Source organism: Streptomyces sp. NPDC032161 (assembly GCF_040636995.1).
Lineage (GTDB): Bacteria > Actinomycetota > Actinomycetes > Streptomycetales > Streptomycetaceae > Streptomyces.
This window is the reverse complement of the sequence record NZ_JBEZVN010000005.1, coordinates 330,423-348,087: the sequence shown is the minus strand read 5'-3', so window position 1 is coordinate 348,087 and position 17,665 is coordinate 330,423. Positions and strand designations below refer to the sequence as shown.

The following is a 17,665-nucleotide window of genomic DNA, read 5'->3' as shown; positions in this document are numbered from 1 at the left end:
GCGCCATGAGCGGGCGGGAGGGCCCGGGCGGCACTCCCTAGGATGCACCCCATGTCACTCCCGCACGCGATCCTGACCGCCCTGCTCGAAAAGCCCTCGTCGGGGCTGGAGCTGACCCGCAGGTTCGACCGGTCGATCGGCTACTTCTGGTCCGCCACGCACCAGCAGATCTACCGCGAGCTGGGGAAGCTGGAACGGGCCGGGCAGATCCGGACACTGCCGTCGGAGCAGCCGGCCCGTGGTCGGAGGAAGGAGTACGAGGTGCTGCCCGCGGGCCGTGCGGAGCTGGCCGCGTGGGTGGCCCGCTCCGAGGACCCCAGACAGGTCCGCGACCCGTTGCTGCTGCGGATCCGGGCGGCGGCGGTCGTCGGCGCCCCGGGGCTGGACGCGGAGCTGCGCCGCCATCTGGAGCTGCACCGACGGCAGCTGGCGGAGTATCTGGAGATCGAGGAGCGGGACTTCCCGCCCGGGCGGGATTCCGAGCCGGACCGCTTGCGGCATCTGGTGCTGCGCGGCGGGATCGATCTGGAGAACTTCTGGATCGGGTGGCTCACCCGGGCCCTGGGCGAAAGCGAGTGCGAAGGGCCGGATACGACCCCGGCGGTGTCGGACGTCCGAGACGGCGCTGGGCGGTCAGGCCCGCGGTGTGCGCCGTGGCCGGACGCCTCACACCCCTGACGAGACGTACGGGGGCTCGGTACGGGCCCCTGGTACGGCGGCGTGGACCTCGGGCGCGACGGGTCCGGCGGACCGGGGCACGGCTGCGGGCGCCGGCGTGCCGCCCGAAGCGCGCCACGGACGCCGCGTCGGCGCCGACCGCACGCGGCGCAGCGGCAGGACCGCGCACGCCACCGCGAGGAGGGCGCCGGCCACGATCGCGTCCAGCCAGTAGTGGTTGGCGGTGCCGACGATCACCAGAAGCGTGACGAGCGGATGCAGCAGCCACAGCCAGCGCCACCGGGTGCGGGTGGCGGCGATCAGCCCGGCGGCCACCATGACCGCCCAGCCGAAGTGGAGCGAGGGCATCGCGGCGAACTGGTTCGCCATCGTGTCGGTCGCCGGGTCCGCGCCGTACACCGACGGTCCGTACACCTGGCCGGTGTCGACGAGTCCGGCCTCGGCCAGCAGCCGGGGCGGGGCGAGCGGGAACAGCAGATGGAGCGCGAGCGCGGCGCCGGTGAGCGCGACGAGGACCCGGCGCGACCACACGTAGTGGCGCGGGCGGCGCCAGTAGAGCCACGCCAGGAACAGGAGCGTGGCCGGGAAGTGCACCACCGCGTAGTAGGTGTCGGCGAGACGGACCAGCGTCGCGTCGTGCAGCAGCAGGCCCTGGACCGCGCCCTCGCCGGGCAGCCGCACGGCCCGTTCGAGGTCCCAGACACGACCGGCGTTGTGGAACGCCTCCTCCACGTGACCGTTCGCGACCCGTCGGCCGAGTTTGTAGAGAACGAAGAACCCGACGACGAGCAGAAGCTCACGGACGAGCGACGGCCGGGCGAAGCCCTCCGGCTCACGGTCCGCGGGCCCGCTACCGGCATGCATCACCCGGCGCCCCTTTGCTGACGAAGCTGTGTGTATCGGCGGCGTGGTCGGACGCGCGCCCAATCGATACGCCAGTGTACCGATACGATTACGTATCGGTACACGTGCGTTTCGGTAGACTGGCGTATCGATGGACCTCGTCGCAGCTCGCCGGGAGGACGCCGCAATGACGTCGCAGGACACCGCGCACGCACCGGCGCACCCGCCGCGCCGCTCGAAGATCACGCCGGAGCGCGCGCGGGAGTTCTACGCGGCCGTGCTGGACATCCTCCGGGAGTCCGGGTACGAGGCCCTCACCATGGAGGGGGTCGCGGCGCGGACACGCTGCGGCAAGTCCACCCTCTACCGGCAGTGGGGGTCGAAGCCGGAGCTCGTCGTGGCGGCGCTGCGCGGCACCCGGCGGTCGGAGCTCCCGCACATCGACACCGGCACGCTGGCGGGGGACCTCCGTGAGGCCGCGCGCGTCATCGGCGCGGGCTCGGGCCGCGAAACCCAGCTGATGCATGCGCTGGGCCACGCCGCACTGCAGAACCCCGACCTGTTGTGCGCGCTGCGCGAGGCGCTGATCGCGCCGGACATCGCGGCGATCGAGGCCATGGTGCGGCGCGGCGCGGCGCGCGGCGAGATCCCGGCGGACAGCGCGGCGGCGGAGTACGTCTCCGCGCAGCTGCTGGGCGTGCTGCGCGCACGGCCGCTGCTGGACGGGAGATTCGCGGACGAGGCGTATCTCGTCCGCTTCGTGGAGAGCGCCGTTCTCCCCGCACTCGGACTGGGCGCCCCCGGCGCCCCGGTCCCCGAGGACGTGGACCGTCGCCCGAGCGGATGACGACGGCCCACTTGCGCCGCACCGTGGGGACGGGGGCGGCGTACGAACCGGGCGGCCGGTGGTTCCCCCGGGAGCCACCGGCCGCCCGCGTTCCGGCGGCGCTCCTGGTTCCACGACACCTCGCGTTCCCCGTATGCGCCCCCGCGCCCCTCGCTCACCGAACAAACGATTGGTAGATTGCCCCTCGATCGGCGCTCCCCATCGGCAGAGGCGGACGGATCATGGACAGCGACGGACCCTTCGACTTCTCGGGACGGGCGGTGATCGTCACCGGCGGCACGAAGGGCATCGGCGCCGCGATCGCCGGGGCGTTCCTCACCGCCGGGGCCCAGGTGCTGGTCTGCGGGCGCACCGAACCCCCCGAACCGCCGCGGGGCGGGGGCCGCCGGGCGCATTTCCTGTCGGCGGACGTGCGCGATCCGGAGGCCGCGGGAGCGCTGGTCGACGGGGCGGTGGAGCGGTTCGGCCGGCTGGACGTTCTCGTCAACAACGCGGGCGGCTCCCCGGACTCCGACGCGGCCACCGTGTCACCGAGGTTCGTCGAGAAGATCGTCGCCCTCAATCTGCTGGCACCGTTCTACGTGGCCCAGGCCGCGAACCGGGTCATGCGGGAGCAGCGCACGGGCGGCTCGGTCATCAACATCGGCAGCGTCTCCGCACACACCCCGCAGCCGGGCACGGCCGCCTACTCCGCGGCGAAGGCCGGCCTCCTCGCGCTGACCCGGGCGCTGGCCCTGGAGTGGGCACCGAAGGTGCGCGTCAACCACATCACCACCGGCCCGGTCCGCACCGGGAGCGCGGCGTCGGTGTACGGGGCGGACGAGGGCGCCGCGGTGGCCGGGGTGATCCCGATGCGGCGCATGGCGGTGCCGGACGACGTGGCGCACGCCTGCCTGTATCTCGCGGGCGGCCTGGCCCGGTACGTCAACGGCGCCGACCTGGCGGTGCACGGCGGAGGCGAGGTACCGGCCAGGTTCCTCGCCGTCCGGGGCGAACTCCCGGGCGAGCCCCCGGGCGACCCGGCGGGCGGCTTCCCCGGCGCATAGGGCACGTCGTCACCCGCCCTCACGGACGCGCGGCGACGATCGTTGTCGTCTGCTTGACGATATCGAGTCCACCCCCTTATCGTCTCCATGACGAAATCTAGGGGGTTCTCCACATGGCCGACATCACCCGGCGCCTCGGCTGGTGCCATCTGCGTTCCGCGCCCACCGCCCACATCCGCCACCAGAGGCGCGGACGGCTCGCCCACGACGGTCCGGGGCTGAGCTTCTGGTACCGGCCGCTGACCGCCGCTCTCTCCGAAGTACCGGTGAACGACCGCGAGTTGGCGATGGCCTTCCATGCCCGCACCTCGGACTTCCAGGACGTCACCGTGCAGGCCACCGTGACGTACCGGATCAGCGACCCGGCCGAGGCCGCCGCCCGCCTGGACTTCTCCATCGACCCGGACACCGGGGCCTGGCGCGGCGCACCGCTGGAGCAGATCGCCACCCTGCTCACGGAGACCGCCCAGCAGCACACGCTGGACGCGCTGGCCCGGACGGCACTGGCGGAGGCACTGGTCGACGGCGTCGCGGCCGTACGCGACCGGGTCGCGACCGGCCTCGCCGCCGAACCCCGGCTGCCCGCCACGGGGATCGACGTGGTCGCGGTCCGGGTGGTCGCCATCCGCCCCGAGGCGGAGGTGGAGCGTGCCCTGCGCACCCCCGCCCGCGAGCAGATCCAGCAGGAGGCCGACCGGGCCACGTACGAGCGCCGTGCCGTGGCCGTGGAACGGGAACGGGCCATCGCCGAGAACGAGCTGGCCAGCCAGATCGAACTGGCCCGACGCGAGGAGCAGTTGGTCGAACAGCGGGGCACCAACGCCCGGCGCGAGGCGGAGGAGAACGCGGCGGCCGACAAGGTGCGCGCCGAGGCCGAGGCGGCGCGCAAGGTGCGGCTGGCCCGCGCGGAGGCCGAGGCGGCACGCGAGGTCGGTGCCGCCCGCGCCGAGTCGCAGGCCGCCTGGCTGCGGGTGCACGGCGAGGTGGAGGCCGCGACGCTGCACGCCCTGACGGCGACGAGGCTGGCGGAGAACCTGCCGCGCATCGACAGCCTCACCCTCTCCCCCGACGTGCTCACCGACCTGATCGGCAGGCTCGGCAGGACCGGCCGGGAGCCGCGGGCATGAGTCTGGCGCCGCGCGCGGTGCTGGTCCATCGCACCACGGAGTACGAGGAGTTGCTGGCCCGGCACGGCACGCACGGCCAGGCCCAGTTCTTCCTCTCCAGCCGGGGCCGGTCCATCGGCGAGGTGGTCGCGCGGCACCGGCACACCGGGCGGGCGCTCGACGACGTCGCGGCGGCCGTGCCGTTGCAGTGGCGGCGGTCCCGGGTGGAGCGCGCCGATCTCGACCGTTTCCTGTTCGGACCCGAGGACGTGGTGGTGGTCGTCGGACAGGACGGGCTGGTCGCCAACACCGCCAAGTACCTGTCCGGCCAGCCCGTCGTGGGCATCGACACCGATCCCGGGCGCAATCCGGGGGTGCTGGTGCGGCACCGCCCGTCCGACGCGGCCGCCCTGCTCCGCGCGGCCGTGTCGCCGGGCGGCAGGACGGACGACCTGACCATGGTCGAGGCGGTCGCCGACGACACCCAGCGCCTCCTCGCCCTCAACGAGATCTATCTCGGGCCGCCCGGCCACCAGACCGCCCGGTACCGGCTCGGCCCCGACGCGCCCGGCGGGCCCACCGAGGCGCAGGCCTCCTCCGGGGTCCTGGTCGGCACCGGCACCGGCGCCACGGGCTGGATCCGTTCGCTGTGGCAGGAGCGCAGCAGCGGGCTGCGGCCCCCCGCGCCGACCGACGCCCGGCTGCTCTGGTTCGTCCGCGAGGCGTGGCCGTCGCCCGCGACCGGCACCTCACTGGTCGCGGGTGAACTGGGGCGGGGCCACGGGCTGCGGCTCACGGTCGAGTCCGACCGGATGGTGGTCTTCGGCGACGGGATGGAGGCGGACGCACTGGAGCTGACCTGGGGTCAGTCCGTACGCCTCGGCATCGCCGCCACGTCGCTGCGGCTGGCCGTCTGAGGTCGCGCCACCGGGGCGAAGGCCCGTACGACCGGTCACCGCGCGCGTGGTCACCACCCGTTCACGGGGCCGCGGGCGATGTACGTAGGCTTGTCCCCCGGCACGACCGACGTGCACTGCGGCCCCGCGCTGACCTGCCCGAACCATCCCGCGCACGACCCCGAGGAGCACCATGCACACCACCCCCGCCGACTCCCCCGCCCGCGACTCCCGCCCGCCGGTGGCGCAGGCGGCGCTCGGCGTGGGCGTCGTCGTGCAGGACGCCCGGGGGCGCGTACTGCTCGGCATGCGCCACGGCGGCACGTGGGAGCTCCCCGGCGGCAAGGTCGACCCGACGCACGAGTCCATCGCCGAGGCGGCCGTACGCGAACTGCGCGAGGAGACGGGGCTGGAGGTCGGCGTGGACGACGTGACGGTCTTCGCCATGCTCCACGACGTGGTGGCGGGGATCAACCGGGTGTCGATGGCCGCCGCGGTGACGCTGGAGTCGGGAAGCCCGCGGGTGACGGAGCCGCATCTGATCAGCGCCTGGGAGTGGACCGCGCTCGACGCGCTGCCGGAGCGGATGTTCGGCCCCTCGGCCCAGGTCCTCGCCGCCTGGCGCCCCGACCTCGCGATCGAGCACCCGCCGGCGCACCGGCTGGCGATCGCGACCACCGCGGCCGACGCGTAGCCCGGCCCGGCGACCGCACCGGCCCCGCTCCGCCCGCCGGGGGCCGGTGTCGCTCAGCCGGGCCCCTGGCCGGAGCCGCGGCGCACGACGGCCAGGACGGCCATGTCGTCCTGCTGGCCGTTGCCGGTCCACCGGGCCACATCCGCGATCACCGCGCGGACCAGGTCGTCCGCGTCCATGGGACCGGCGCCGGCGAGCACGGGCGAGGCGCAGGGGTCGTAGAAGGTGCCCGTCCGGTCGCGCGCCTCGGTGACCCCGTCGGTGATCAGGAGCAGCAGTGCACCGGGCGGCAGCGGGACGACGTCGGTGCCCGTGGCCCCGTCGGGTGGTGCGACCGCCCCGAGGCCCATGCCCAGGGGGAGCTGCGGAGCGGTGGCGTCCAGCCGTACGACCGTGCCGTCGTGGATCAGGTAGGGGCCCGGATGGCCGCGGTTGACCAGCCGCACCAGCTCACCGCTGCCGGGCACCTCGGCCAGCACCGCCGTGGTGAAGTCCTCCTGGGCCAGATCGTTCCCGCCGCGTTCGGCCTCCCGGCTGAGCGCGACATCCAGCCGCCGGGCCAGCTCGGCGAGGGTGGGGGCGTTCTCGGCCTCCTGCCGGAACGCGCCGATGGCCACCGAGACCGAGGCGACGGCCTGCACCCCCTTGCCCTTCACGTCCCCGATGATCAGGCGGACGCCGTAGGGGGTCTCCTGCACGGCGAAGAGGTCGCCGCCGATCCTGGCCTCGGCCTGCGCGGCGGTGTATCCGGCGGCGACACCGAGCGGTCCGGCTCGTGGTGGCGGGTCCGGCAGGACCGCGAGCTGTACGGCCTCCGCGATGCCCCGGGCCCTCGCGAGGTCCCTGCCCTGGCGCCGCAGCAGGAGGTTGACCCCGAGGGCCAGGACGCCGATCAGGCCGACCACGGCGATGTCGACGGAGCTCGCCGAGACGGGGCGACGCTGCGCGAGATCCAGCAGCGCCGAGAAACCGCAGGCCACGGCGGCGACGACGGCGCAGGCCCGGAACGACAGCATGGCACCGGCGACCAGCGGGGCCGCGGCCAGCAGTGGGAGCCCCATGTACGGCTCGGGCGCGAAGACGTTCAGCAGCACGCCCACCACCAGGGCGGGCACGGTGAGCAGCCAGCCCACCCAGACCGGTGGGCGGCGTCCCGCCGTCACGCGTGCTCCCCGCGCTTCTCCCAGCACATCCAAACACCCCGAAACGCCCCGAAACGTCCTGAATCAGAACGTATCACTCCGGAGATCCGCGAACATGCCGCCGGGAGCCGCGCGGGCTGCGCACCGGTACCGGTGCGCCGGCCGGGCCGCCCGACGGCCGACGCGGCGTATCCGGATCAGCCCGCCGGGCGGCCCGGCCGACGCGCGCCCGCCCCCGCCCCGACGGCGCGGCCGGCCATCCAGTGGCCGACCAGGTCGCCGTAGAGCGGACTCGCGGCGAGCAGTTCGCCGTGCGTGCCGACGGCGGTCCGCTCCCCGTCCAGCACCAGGATCCTGCGGCCCCGCAGAGCCGAGCTGATGCGGTGCGCGACGACCACGAGCGTGGTGCCGCGGGCGGCGAACGCCTCCTCGGCCCGCGCCTCGGCCGCCGGGTCGAGATGGCAGCCCGCCTCGTCCAGCAGCACGATGGAGGCGGCCGACGCGTGCGCCCGGGCCAGCGCGACGAGCTGTTTCTCCCCCGCGGACAGCTCCGGCCCGTCCAGTCCGACCGAGGCGTCCAGTCCGCCCAGCCGCTCGACCAGCCCGAGGGCGCCGACCGCCGCCAATGAGGCCGTCAGTTCGTCGTCGCCCGCCTCCAGCCGCAGATGGCGCACGTTGTCCCGGACGGTACCGGTGAACACGTACGCCTCCTGGGGGATCAGCGTCACCGTGCGCCGGAGCCAGGTACGGTCGATCTCCTCGACGGGGACTCCGCCCACGGTCAGACGGCCGCTGTCCGGGAGTGTCAGCCCCGCCAGGAGCGCGGTCAGGGTCGACTTGCCCGCTCCGCTGGGGCCGACCACGACCAGGTGGGACCCGGCCGGGACGTCGAGGGAGAGCGCGCTGATCACCGGGGCGGCGCGCGGGCCGTACGCGTAGGTGACGCCGTTCAGCGAGATGTCCGGCGTGAGCGGGGTACGGCCCGGCGCGAGCGCGGGGGCGGTGGGCGCCATGGCGCCGCCCAGTCTGCGCAGCACGGTGTCCAGCTGCACCCCCCAGGAGCCGAGGACGGCGACGAGCGACCGCAGGGCGGGCGCCAGGGCCCGGGCCAGGCCCAGTCGCTGGACCTCGCCGCCTGACAGCGGGGCGTCGGACACCGGGGGGTCGTACCCGTGCGGCAGCCGTCTCACGAAGTCGTCGGCACGGGCCGCCCGCGCGGCGGCCCGTCACCGTGTCGTCGGGGGCGTCGGGGCGCGCGAAGGCGATCACGCCGCGGACCGTTCCGCCGAGCAGGGCCGGGCGTTCGAAGGCGTAGCCGACGGACGCGTGGAGCGCGTGCGGTGCGAGGTCGCGCAGCGGGAGGCCGTCGACGTACACCGTGCCCTCGTCAGGCTCCCGCAGCCGCCCGAGCAGCGCGGCCAGGGTGCTCTTGCCGGAGCCGGACCGGCCCACCACCGCGAGCGCCTTGCCGGCCGGGACGTCGAGGTCCACGGAGTCGAGGACGACCCGGTCGCCGGAGCGCACGCTCACCCCCGAGAACGTCACGGCGCCCGCTCGGGGCCCGTCGGCCTCCAGCGTCCCGGGGGCGGCCACCGGCTGGTCGGTGGCCTCGGCGACCCGGCGCGCGCCGGCGGCGGACACGCCGAGGGCGAACAGCGCGTCGAGCTGGTCGAGCGCGGACATGGCGACGGCGGTGTAGCCCACCACGGCGGCCAGCTGTCCCGCGCTGATGTCGCCGTCGACCAGGGCGAAGCCGCCGATGCCGAGGACCAGCACCTCCACGGCGGGGACGAGGAGACGCACCTGCCAGCCGGTGTCGCGCTGGAGGCGCCAGATGCGGTGACCGGTCCTGGACAGCTCCGGCAGCGGCCGCAGGATCCGGGAGATCTCGGCGTCCGCCGTGCCGCCCGCGCCGATGGTCCGGGCCCCGCCCAGGGCTTCGAGCATCAGCGCGGAGATCCTGCCCTGCGTCTCCTGGTAGTGGAGGAACAGTTCCGAGCTGCGGTTCATGAACATGCGGGCGATCAGCACCAGTGGGGGAACGCCCAGCAGGAAGGAGAGGCCGAGGCGCCAGTCCAGCAGCCACAGCGCGACCACGCCGCCCAGCGAGGTCAGTACGGAGGCGGCGGACGTGACGACGGTGAACCCGGCCGAGCCCGCCTGCGCGCAACCCGCCGAGAGGCGGCCGGCGAGATCGCCCGCCGGGAACCGCGCCGCCCCGGGGATCCCGGCGTCCAGGGCGCGCACGGCCAGATTCCGGCGCAGCGTGGCCACGACCCCGGCGCCGTACGTCCCCCCCCGACCCCGTCGGTAGTGGACGAGGCTGTCGGGACAGTAGCGCCGGTCGGAGAGGATGCCGGGGCCCCGGAGCCCGAGGTTCGCCTCGTGCAGCCGCCGCGCGAGCAGCCGGAACCGGTCCGGGTCGTCGGGGTAGACGGTGATGAACTTGCCACCGCTTCCCCGGTCCGCCCGGCTTCCGGTCAGCTCGGCGACGCGTTCGACGGTGCCCGCGAACTTGAACGACGACCGCTCCGCGACCAGGACGTCGGCCGCCGCCGCCAGCACCAGGGCGGCGGACAACGGCGTGGCGGACAGATGCAGCTTCCAGCCCTGCTCCGCGCTCCGGTGGCCCCGGGGCCGGGCCGAACACCAGAAGTCCCCCTGCTCGACGGCCCATTCCGTCGCGCTGTGCCGGTGCAGCACGCCCTGGACGATCCCTGGCAGGAGAGTGGTGCTCCCCGCGAAGTGCCCACCGGCACAGTGCGCCTGGCCATCAGCGGTCACAGAGGAGTCGGTGCGGGCCGCGGAGGCGCTCGGCCTGCGGGTCACCGTCCGCTACCACGAGCCGCCCGCGGTGCCCGGCGACACGGCCCTGGCCTTCGCCCAGGCCGTGACCGAGGCGCTCAACAACGTCCACCGCCACGCGGGCACCGGCCACGCCTACCTGACGGTCACCGGGGACTCCGGCCGACTGGTCGTCACGGTGGTCGACCGGGGGCGCGGCTTCGACCCGGCGGGCGCCGTCGGGGGCCTCGGCCTCACCCGTTCCGTGCACCAGCGGATGCGCGACGCGGGGGGTCACGCCACCGTGGACAGCGCTCCCGGCGAGGGCGTGAGCGTGGAGCTGAGATGGCCGAGATGATCAACGTCGCCGTGGTGGACGACGACCGGATGCTGCTCGACGGAATCCGTTCCTGGTTCGCCGGTGTTCCGGGGCTGCGTCTCGTCGGCTGCGCCCGCACCGTGGACGAACTCCTCGACGGGCAGCGGGAGAAGGCCGACGTCGTGCTGCTGGACCTGGTTCTGCGCGACGGAGGCCCGCCCGCCGAGAACATCCGTCGGCTGCGGGAGGCCGGCAGCCGGGTGCTGATGATCAGCGTGGTGCCGGACCGCGAACGGATCGCGGCCGCCGTGGCGGACGGCGCCGACGGCTATCTCACCAAGGACCACGACCTGTCCGTCCTCGTCGAGGCGATCGAGGAGGTCGCCGCCGGGGGCACCGCACTCCCCCGAGCTGGCCTCCGCCTGGGCCTGCGACCGGACGATCCGCCCGAAGCTGTCCCCGAAGGAGCGCGAGGTGCTCGTCGGCTACGCCTCCGGGCTCACCCTGAAGGCCACCGCCCGGCGGGCCGGCATCACCGTCAACACGGCGAAGTACTACCTGGACCGGGTCAAGACCAAGTACCAGGACGCCGGGCGGCCGACCTACACCAAGATCGACCTGGCTCTGCGGGTCCGGGAGGACGGTTGGGGCACACCCGGGCGTTCATCCGTGACCCCGGTACGCCCCCCCGTGCCGGGTCGAGAGGAAGGCGGGGCGCTCAGGCCGGAAGGGCGCCGATCCGCCGGCGGGCGCCGTCGAGCAGCATCGTGATGCGCTTCTGCCGGTGCGCCTCGCCGGCGCGTTCGAGGTGGCGGCGTCCGTACGCGGAGCGGTCGAGGAGCAGCGACGCGGCGAGGTTCTTCGCGACGACGGGCGGCACCGCCCACGGCGGCGTGATGGGCAGACGGAGGTCTTCGAGCCCCTTCCTGCCCAGGAAGTACCTCAGCATGCTGAGCAGACGCGCCCGCGCGTACGCCGCGCGGAGTGCGTTCGGCCGCCCGTGGTCCAGATGGCGCACGCCTTCGACGATCGCCGCGGTGAGGTCACCGCCCGCCGGTGTCTGACCGTCCTGGACGAGGAGCACGTGGTAGTTGAAGACGTTCTGTTCGCGTTCGGTGTCGAAGAGCCAGTCCTCGTTCACCCCCAGCAGCAGGCCGACGTACTTCCACAGGTGCATCACGGCGAGGGAGTCCGCGGCGCTCACGTGCCGGCCGAGGAAGCGGGCCCCCAGCAGGAGCGTGCTGTTGAACAGGCCCAGTGTGGCCGCCTGATCGGACTGGTTGACGGGCAGACCCCATTCGCCCACGTCCCAGCGCCCGTTGGTCTCGAAGCGGTCGTTGACCAGCGCGTGCATCGCCCGCACGTGAACCGTGAGCCTGAACCCCTCCCCGTTCCTCCTCAGCCCGCCCGGACGGGTGATCGCGTGGGTCCATGTCTCCGTCTCCCCGAGCCGCCTCATGGCCGTCGAACCCGACAGAGCGCCCGTCGCGACCAGCAGTTCGGCGGGCCCGCCGAACCGGTAGCCGCCGATCAGCGACAGTTGCAGCAGCACGTCCGTCGTGGTGCGGCCCAGGCGACGGACCACGCCGGCGCCCCGCTCGATCAGATCGAAGTCCACCCACGGGGGCACGTCGTCGACCAGCGCGAAGAACCGCACGAGTTCCGGCGGTGCGTCGGGGACGGCCCGGACGCCTTCGTCGAGTGCCTTCCTGAACTGGGCCATGGTGACCCGCCCGGTACCCGAGCCGCCGCTTCTGCGCATGGCGCGGGCCAGTTCCGCCCCGGGCTCGTCGCGGGCGTACATGCGTCGGCCGATCAGATCGAGCAGGTCCTCGTCGATGTCGTGGACGCCCGCGACGCGGCGCAGCACCCTGCCTATGCGGAGACTACGCTCCGGAGCCCTGCGGAAGCGGCGTGGATACGGCGACGCCGCTCGTGCCTCTTGTGCATGGGATGGCATCACGTTTTGATGCTGACACGACCGATTACTCGCGTTCAATTCGCGTTTCCCGGAGGGAAGGGTGACCCTCGGCTCGCGGCATCCGGCCAGGAGAACGCCCCGGCAGGACCGTTCCCGCGCCATGGTCGAACGGATCCTCGCGGCCGGTCGCGAGGTGCTCCTGGAACGGGGGTACGAGCGCACCAGCACCAGCCGCATCGCGGGCCGCGCCGGGATCAGTCCGGGCTCCGTCTACCAGTACTTCCCCGACAAGGAAGCGATCCTGGCGCAGGTGCTCGATCGCTACACCGAACAACTGCAGCGTCGCATCACCGACGCGTTCGTGGCCAATGTCGGCACCACGGACCACGTCCGCGGGACGATCGAGGCCCTGCTGGACGCCCTGGAGGTCGACGCCCCGCTGCTCCGCGTGGTCTACGAGCAGCTGCCGCGCGCCGCCGATCCGCAGCGGGCCGACTTCGTGAGGCGCATCGACGACCTGGTCACCACCGCGCTCCTGTTCCGGCACCACCCCGCCGACCGGCCGGTGGACTCGATCGCCTGGGTCCTCGTGCGCACCATCGAGTCGGTGACCGTCGGATACGTCCTGGATCCCCCGCGGATCGACCGCGCTTCCGTGGTCGACGAGCTCACCCGGCTCGTCACGGGCTATCTCCACCATCGGGAGTTCCCCGCGTGACCCGTCGGCCTGCCGCCCGGGATCGCCAGGCCGTGTTCGGCCGGACCCCCTCCTTTGAGCGGATGTCGGGTGCCCGGATCCTGCGGAACCACGCTCACCCGGTCGCCCACGCGGTGGAGTGCGGCATCGACCGCCTCAAGCGCCACCGGGCGGTGGCCACGAGATGCGACGAGCTCGCCATCCGATACGAAGCCACAGTGCTGGTCGCCGCCATCGCCGAATGGCTGTGACCAGCACTTCCGAAACCCGCCCCAGTGCTTCGGCTGGCACCGGAGCGGTGCGGTCGGCGAAGGTGAGTCCTCACGCGGCGGAACGATCGAGCTGCGGAAGACTTCGTCGGCGACAGGGAAGGAGCCGTGAAAGTGCGCAATGGTACTGCAGCGGCCACCGGTGCCCCATGGCCGGCGCATCCGCAAGTGAAGGTGGGGAACCGAAATGAGTGTGCGCATCTATCTGGACAGCGCCCAGGAGCCCCGTACACCGGACGGGTCGGCGGGTGAATGGGGCGACTTCTTCGACGGGGCGATGGAACTGGAGGCCAAGAACTGGCCGCCGCTGCTGTGGTGGGCGATGTTCAGCACCGGAGACCTCGTGGAGGCGAGGATCGCCGACACCGAGAAGGCCGGTACCGATGAGCACGCGGAGTTGCTGAGCCAGTGGGGCGAGGCCACCTACCCGTACCTGGTGGTCGACCAGCGGACGGCACTGTCACGACTGCACGCCCGGCGGCAGGGACTGACCGGTCGGCTCGGCGCGCGGTTCTCGCCCCTCTACGACGAGTTCGTCGCGCTCATCGACGCCCGGTTCGGCCCCTACGTGCTGCTGCGGACCGAGGCGTTGGCCGATGGCGTTGAAGGCGGCACCCGCCTGCAGTTCGAGGAGACCCTGGCCGACTTGGAGCGCCTCGACGTCGGTCACGCCACAGCGGCCGGCGGGCCAGTGGACAGACTGATCTCGTATTTTCAGCGGTGGCAGCACACGGATCCGGTCTGGCTGCTGTCAGGGATCGGCGGCGGATGGCCGAGCGTCGCGCTGCGGGAGCGCCTCGCCGCCACTGCGGTCGGACGGTCATCCGGCCGGAGTGCCGAGCGGTCCACCGCTGTGGGCTGGGTGTGGGGCGTTCTCGTCGCAGTCTGCAGCATCGGTGTGTACTGGCTCACCGGGAGTGTCTGGCCGATCGTCGTTGCATTCGGTGTGGTCCTGGCCGTGCTGGTGGCAGGTGTCGTCCGGCGGCGGGGGTGAGCGGGCAGGCCGGCACGACGGATCACCGCCAGTGATCACCACAGCACGGTGCCGCGCACGCCGAGAGCCGCCAGGTGAACCCATTGGCGAACGCGGTCTCGCCGTTGACGGTGACCGGCCCGTCGGTGAGTTCCTTCGCAACGACGAAACCCTTGGGATCCAGCACCGGGATCAGCACGGGCACGTCGATCGGGCGGGCCAGGGGCGAGGCCGACCGGGTGCAGCATGCGACCGCCGACCCGGTCGACGGTATCGCCGTGCGACAAGGCGCGGCCGTACTCGCCGGGACAGGCCCAGGTCGTGGGCTTCGCACTCGAAGGTTGGGCAACACCGCACCCGGCCCCGGGCCGATGCGCTCGGTGCGTTCCGCGGCCCACGCCGGATCAATCCGCAGGACTCAGCCCAATGCCCTGTCGAGGTTGAACGCGGCGCTGATGAGTGCCAGGTGAGTAAAGGCCTGGGGGAAATTGCCCACTTGTTCGCCGGTACGGCCGATCTCTTCGGCGTACAGCCCGACGTGGTTGGCATAGGTGAGCATCTTCTCGAAGGCGAGCCGGGCCTCGTCCACGCGGCCGGCTCGTGTGAGCGCCTCGACGTACCAGAACGTGCAGATCGAAAACGTCCCCTCCTCACCTCGTAGTCCGTCCGGACTGCTGCGGGGGTCGTAGCGGTAGACCAGGGAGTCGGACACCAGCTCCTCGCCGAGGACGTCCAGAGTGGAGAGCCATTTCGGGTCGGTCGGAGAGATGAACTTGGCCAACGGCATCATGAGGACGGCGGCGTCCAGGACGTCTTCGCCCTCGTGCTGGACAAATGCCTTCCGCTCGGTGGACCAGCCCCGCTGCATGATGCGCCGGTAGATCGCGTCGCGGGCGTGGGCCCATCGGGGCATGTCCGCGGGCAGACCCCGATGGGTCGCGATGCGCATCGCCCGTTCGATCGCGACCCAGCACATCAACTGCGAGTACAGGAAGTTCTGGATCTTGCCACGGGTCTCCCAGATGCCCTCGTCCGGCTGGTCCCAGTTGTCACAGACCCAGTCGACCAGGGTGCCGACGGCGTCCCAGTGTTCACTGGACAGGGGCTGTCCCCACTTGTCGTAGAGGTAGAGCGAGTCGATGAGGGCCCCGTAGATGTCCAGTTGGAGCTGGTTGACGGCGTTGTTGCCGACCCGGACGGGAGCCGACCCCAGGTGACCCTCCAGGTGGGGGAGCTCCTGCTCGGGAAGTTCACTGCGACCGTCGATGCCGTACATGATCTGCAGCGGGCCGCCGGAGCTCTCCTTCAGGGCGATGTTTCCGGACAGGAAGCGCACGAAGGACTCGGCCTCGTCGGTGAAACCCAGCCTGAGCAGCGCGTAGATGCAGAACGCCGCGTCCCTCACCCACACGTATCGATAGTCCCAGTTGCGCTCGCCGCCGACCTGCTCGGGCAGGCTGGTCGTAGGGGCAGCCACGATGGCGCCGGTCGGTGCGTATGTGAGGAGCTTGAGGGTGAGCGCGGAGCGGTGCACCATCTCCCGCCAGCGCCCCCGGTAACGGGAGTGCGACAGCCACGCGCGCCAGTAGCGCACCGTGGCGCCGAACAGTTCCTCCGCCTCCTGCACGGGACAGGACCGCGGCTCCACCCTGCCGCCTATCCTGTCGAGCGCGAAAACCGCGGCCTCGCCCTCGTCCAGCGTGAAAGCCGAAACAGCGTCCCGACCGTCGATTCCGACAGGAACGCTGGAGGTCAGTGCCAGCGTGAGATCCGGAGAGTCGAACACTGTGTGGCCCCGTTGCATACTCACTGTGTGCGTACGCCGGCCGTAATCGAACCGGGGAGCCACGCGAGCGGTGAACGGCATCGACCCGCGCACACAGAGAACCCGCCTGATCAGACGGTGGCGGCCGGCCTCGCGCGAGTCGTCGACGATCGGCATGAAATCCTGGACCTCGCCGACACCGTTGTCCGCGAAGAACCGGGTGATCAAGATGTTGGTATCGGGAAAGTAGAACTGCTTCGTCCGAGCGGGTACGTCCGGTGCGAGCTCGAACGCCCCACCGCGGTCGGCGTCCAGGATCGCCGCGAAGACGCTGGGCGCGTCGAAACGTGAGCAGCAGTACCAGTCGATGGTGCCGTTCGTACCGACGAGGGCGGCGGTGCGCAGGTCACCGATCAGGCCGTGCTCGGCGATGGGCATGTAGCGTGGCGCATCGGCCCTGCGGGGGCGGAGGCTGTCACCGGTGGCCATGTGACCTCCCCGGTGCTGGGGAGCGGGAGCGGTTGGTTTCAGGCTACCTCCGAGCCCTTGCGGGCAGCGAACGCGCCATCCGCCCACTGCCTCACGAGCGCCTTGTGTACGAAGCGAACCACCGCCGAACGGCACCAGGATCCGGCTCCTTCCCGGACCGCCTCACCCACGAGAAGTGCCGGAATCACAGCGGTGACTGCTGCCCTGGTCGTGCCGGGGCCACATCCATGTCTCGGACGGCGGCCGCCCTCCGGGCGTCGGGGGCGAGTCGGCTCGGCAAGCGGTGGCGCTGCTCGCGGCGACCCGTTCCAAGGGTACCGAGGCGCGACCGGCCCGCTCGACCATCCGCGACCGAGCTCGGTCCCGTTGATCAGCCCGCCGCCCCGGAGCCCGGGGACCCTCGCTTCGGCACACCGGTCGTGTCGGCAGCTTGGGCGTAGACACCGCGACCCGACAGTTCTCGATCTACCCGGTGCTGCCGGCGTACTGCCTTGTCATCCCGGCCGATTTCACCCGCTCCTCGAGAAAGGCGGTCTCATCCAGGACCAGTCCGCCTGTCCGAGGCGGGCGACGACGAACTCCCCTACGCGGTCATGGAGATGATCCGCGCGCCGCACGGAGCGGGCCAGGGACCATTGCACCCGGTCCAGCGGGACATGTGCGGCGTGCTCCGCGATCTGCCATCCCTTCTTCCGCTCCACCGGAGCGGTCAACGCCTTGATATGGGCCATCGTCATTCGACGCGGCTCGACCGCCCGAACACCCCGTCAGTCAGACGAAGAAATAGTCGAACTATCCACCCACGCCTGTACGGCACACTCCGTCGTCACACCGAAGACAACGAGCTACAGCCCCACCAGCCACAACCCACGGCTGGAGCACCAGGAGGGCGACGCTGCGCGTGCGGCCGATCGCCAACAGCGCTCCCAGAACAACACTTCGCAGAAGAACCCCAGTCCTGGATCAAACACGAAGGGGCGAATGTGCCCGAAGGTTCATTTCGCACCTTTTGGGCCTCCAGTGCTTCATCGTACATCCGCCACGACGGTGAAACTTTCACAAAGAATGACCGATATGCGGCTTCGGCTTAATCGGATCGCGACCTGACCAGCCTTGACGTGCCACACGGGCGGTTGAAATCGTCAGCAGCGGCGCTGCCGACTCATGCGGCCGCCTTGAACTGGCTTACTCCCACG

18 protein-coding genes and 2 pseudogenes are annotated in these 17,665 nt (G+C 72.1%); 12 read left to right on the top strand and 8 right to left on the bottom strand.

What is annotated here, in order from left to right; genetic code table 11:
• Positions 1-51: 51 nt before the first annotated feature.
• Positions 52-678, top strand: coding sequence for a PadR family transcriptional regulator (locus tag AB0E67_RS15770; protein WP_362026315.1), 627 nt, complete (start codon positions 52-54; stop codon positions 676-678).
• On the opposite strand, the gene AB0E67_RS15765 is transcribed toward AB0E67_RS15770, so the two are convergent.
• The gene (locus AB0E67_RS15765) at positions 667-1,545 is read right to left on the bottom strand and encodes a phosphatase PAP2 family protein (RefSeq protein WP_362026312.1); all 879 of its coding nucleotides are present in this window, start codon (positions 1,543-1,545) and stop codon (positions 667-669) included. The genes AB0E67_RS15770 and AB0E67_RS15765 overlap by 12 nt on opposite strands.
• A gap of 163 nt (positions 1,546-1,708) precedes the next feature.
• On the opposite strand from AB0E67_RS15765, the gene AB0E67_RS15760 reads away from it, so the two are divergent.
• The 5 genes from AB0E67_RS15760 to AB0E67_RS15740 all read left to right on the top strand — a co-directional run bounded on the left by AB0E67_RS15760 (position 1,709) and on the right by AB0E67_RS15740 (position 6,110).
• Positions 1,709-2,368 (top strand): TetR/AcrR family transcriptional regulator, encoded by a 660-nt coding sequence (locus tag AB0E67_RS15760; RefSeq protein ID WP_362026309.1) that lies wholly within the window; start codon positions 1,709-1,711, stop codon positions 2,366-2,368.
• Positions 2,369-2,589: 221 nt separating this feature from the next.
• Positions 2,590-3,414: an SDR family oxidoreductase gene (locus AB0E67_RS15755; protein ID WP_362026306.1), complete on the top strand. Its 825-nt coding sequence runs from the start codon at positions 2,590-2,592 to the stop codon at positions 3,412-3,414.
• Between the two features lie 113 nt (positions 3,415-3,527).
• Complete coding sequence (locus AB0E67_RS15750; RefSeq protein WP_362026303.1) at positions 3,528-4,541, top strand: SPFH domain-containing protein; 1,014 nt, start codon at positions 3,528-3,530, stop codon at positions 4,539-4,541.
• Positions 4,538-5,437 carry a hypothetical protein gene (locus AB0E67_RS15745; RefSeq protein ID WP_362026300.1) on the top strand — a complete coding sequence of 300 codons (900 nt, stop codon included), beginning with the start codon at positions 4,538-4,540 and terminating at the stop codon, positions 5,435-5,437. The genes AB0E67_RS15750 and AB0E67_RS15745 overlap by 4 nt, the downstream gene beginning before the upstream one ends.
• A gap of 172 nt (positions 5,438-5,609) precedes the next feature.
• Entirely contained in the window at positions 5,610-6,110 is a 501-nt protein-coding gene (locus AB0E67_RS15740) for an NUDIX domain-containing protein (protein WP_360110072.1), read from the top strand.
• A 53-nt stretch (positions 6,111-6,163) separates the two neighbouring features.
• Here the strand turns inward: AB0E67_RS15740 and AB0E67_RS15735 are convergent, their stop codons facing one another.
• The 3 genes and pseudogenes from AB0E67_RS15735 to AB0E67_RS15725 form a co-directional block, all read right to left on the bottom strand.
• Positions 6,164-7,171, bottom strand: a complete 1,008-nt coding sequence (locus AB0E67_RS15735; protein ID WP_362026472.1) for a PP2C family protein-serine/threonine phosphatase — start codon at positions 7,169-7,171, stop codon at positions 6,164-6,166.
• Positions 7,172-7,449: 278 nt separating this feature from the next.
• Positions 7,450-8,409 carry an ABC transporter ATP-binding protein gene (locus AB0E67_RS15730; RefSeq protein ID WP_362026296.1) on the bottom strand — a complete coding sequence of 320 codons (960 nt, stop codon included), beginning with the start codon at positions 8,407-8,409 and terminating at the stop codon, positions 7,450-7,452.
• Between the two features lie 142 nt (positions 8,410-8,551).
• Positions 8,552-9,526, bottom strand: a pseudogene (locus AB0E67_RS15725) (ABC transporter ATP-binding protein); the annotation flags it as partial.
• Between the two features lie 520 nt (positions 9,527-10,046).
• On the opposite strand from AB0E67_RS15725, the gene AB0E67_RS15720 reads away from it, so the two are divergent.
• From AB0E67_RS15720 to AB0E67_RS15710, 3 genes and pseudogenes are all read left to right on the top strand, one after another.
• Positions 10,047-10,394, top strand: a complete 348-nt coding sequence (locus AB0E67_RS15720) for an ATP-binding protein (RefSeq protein ID WP_362026293.1) — start codon at positions 10,047-10,049, stop codon at positions 10,392-10,394.
• Positions 10,382-10,672 (top strand): annotated as a pseudogene (locus AB0E67_RS15715) (DNA-binding response regulator); the annotation flags it as partial. The gene AB0E67_RS15720 and the pseudogene AB0E67_RS15715, both read left to right, overlap by 13 nt.
• Before the next feature lie 157 nt (positions 10,673-10,829).
• Positions 10,830-11,126, top strand: a complete 297-nt coding sequence (locus AB0E67_RS15710) for a hypothetical protein (protein ID WP_362026290.1) — start codon at positions 10,830-10,832, stop codon at positions 11,124-11,126.
• Here AB0E67_RS15710 and AB0E67_RS15705 read toward each other — a convergent pair.
• A complete protein-coding gene (locus AB0E67_RS15705) occupies positions 11,074-12,225 on the bottom strand; it encodes an oxygenase MpaB family protein (protein WP_362026287.1) in 1,152 nt (383 codons plus the stop codon). The two genes, AB0E67_RS15710 and AB0E67_RS15705, sit on opposite strands and share 53 nt — an antisense overlap.
• 211 nt (positions 12,226-12,436) lie before the next feature.
• On the opposite strand from AB0E67_RS15705, the gene AB0E67_RS15700 reads away from it, so the two are divergent.
• The 3 genes from AB0E67_RS15700 to AB0E67_RS15690 all read left to right on the top strand — a co-directional run bounded on the left by AB0E67_RS15700 (position 12,437) and on the right by AB0E67_RS15690 (position 14,236).
• The gene (locus tag AB0E67_RS15700; RefSeq protein WP_362026284.1) at positions 12,437-12,994 is read left to right on the top strand and encodes a TetR/AcrR family transcriptional regulator; all 558 of its coding nucleotides are present in this window, start codon (positions 12,437-12,439) and stop codon (positions 12,992-12,994) included.
• On the top strand, positions 12,991-13,224 hold the full coding sequence (locus AB0E67_RS15695) for a hypothetical protein (RefSeq protein WP_362026281.1): 234 nt from the start codon (positions 12,991-12,993) through the stop codon (positions 13,222-13,224). The genes AB0E67_RS15700 and AB0E67_RS15695 overlap by 4 nt, the downstream gene beginning before the upstream one ends.
• 205 nt (positions 13,225-13,429) lie before the next feature.
• The gene (locus AB0E67_RS15690; protein ID WP_362026278.1) at positions 13,430-14,236 is read left to right on the top strand and encodes a hypothetical protein; all 807 of its coding nucleotides are present in this window, start codon (positions 13,430-13,432) and stop codon (positions 14,234-14,236) included.
• A 22-nt stretch (positions 14,237-14,258) separates the two neighbouring features.
• On the opposite strand, the gene AB0E67_RS15685 is transcribed toward AB0E67_RS15690, so the two are convergent.
• The 3 genes from AB0E67_RS15685 to AB0E67_RS15675 all read right to left on the bottom strand — a co-directional run bounded on the left by AB0E67_RS15685 (position 14,259) and on the right by AB0E67_RS15675 (position 17,206).
• Positions 14,259-14,414, bottom strand: coding sequence for a hypothetical protein (locus tag AB0E67_RS15685; RefSeq protein WP_362026275.1), 156 nt, complete (start codon positions 14,412-14,414; stop codon positions 14,259-14,261).
• A gap of 219 nt (positions 14,415-14,633) precedes the next feature.
• On the bottom strand, positions 14,634-16,469 hold the full coding sequence (locus tag AB0E67_RS15680) for a glycoside hydrolase family 15 protein (protein ID WP_362026272.1): 1,836 nt from the start codon (positions 16,467-16,469) through the stop codon (positions 14,634-14,636).
• Positions 16,470-16,978: 509 nt separating this feature from the next.
• Complete coding sequence (locus AB0E67_RS15675; protein ID WP_362026270.1) at positions 16,979-17,206, bottom strand: hypothetical protein; 228 nt, start codon at positions 17,204-17,206, stop codon at positions 16,979-16,981.
• Positions 17,207-17,665: the final 459 nt, after the last annotated feature.

Coding starts and splice junctions, on each gene's coding strand:
- AB0E67_RS15770 (WP_362026315.1), top strand. CDS start 52: ATGTCACTCCCGCACGCGATCCTGACCGCCCTGCTCGAAAAGCCCTCG.
- AB0E67_RS15760 (WP_362026309.1), top strand. CDS start 1,709: ATGACGTCGCAGGACACCGCGCACGCACCGGCGCACCCGCCGCGCCGC.
- AB0E67_RS15755 (WP_362026306.1), top strand. CDS start 2,590: ATGGACAGCGACGGACCCTTCGACTTCTCGGGACGGGCGGTGATCGTC.
- AB0E67_RS15750 (WP_362026303.1), top strand. CDS start 3,528: ATGGCCGACATCACCCGGCGCCTCGGCTGGTGCCATCTGCGTTCCGCG.
- AB0E67_RS15745 (WP_362026300.1), top strand. CDS start 4,538: ATGAGTCTGGCGCCGCGCGCGGTGCTGGTCCATCGCACCACGGAGTAC.
- AB0E67_RS15740 (WP_360110072.1), top strand. CDS start 5,610: ATGCACACCACCCCCGCCGACTCCCCCGCCCGCGACTCCCGCCCGCCG.
- AB0E67_RS15735 (WP_362026472.1), bottom strand. CDS start 7,171: ATGGGGCTCCCACTGCTGGCCGCGGCCCCGCTGGTCGCCGGTGCCATG.
- AB0E67_RS15700 (WP_362026284.1), top strand. CDS start 12,437: ATGGTCGAACGGATCCTCGCGGCCGGTCGCGAGGTGCTCCTGGAACGG.
- AB0E67_RS15690 (WP_362026278.1), top strand. CDS start 13,430: ATGAGTGTGCGCATCTATCTGGACAGCGCCCAGGAGCCCCGTACACCG.
- AB0E67_RS15680 (WP_362026272.1), bottom strand. CDS start 16,469: ATGGCCACCGGTGACAGCCTCCGCCCCCGCAGGGCCGATGCGCCACGC.
- AB0E67_RS15675 (WP_362026270.1), bottom strand. CDS start 17,206: ATGACGATGGCCCATATCAAGGCGTTGACCGCTCCGGTGGAGCGGAAG.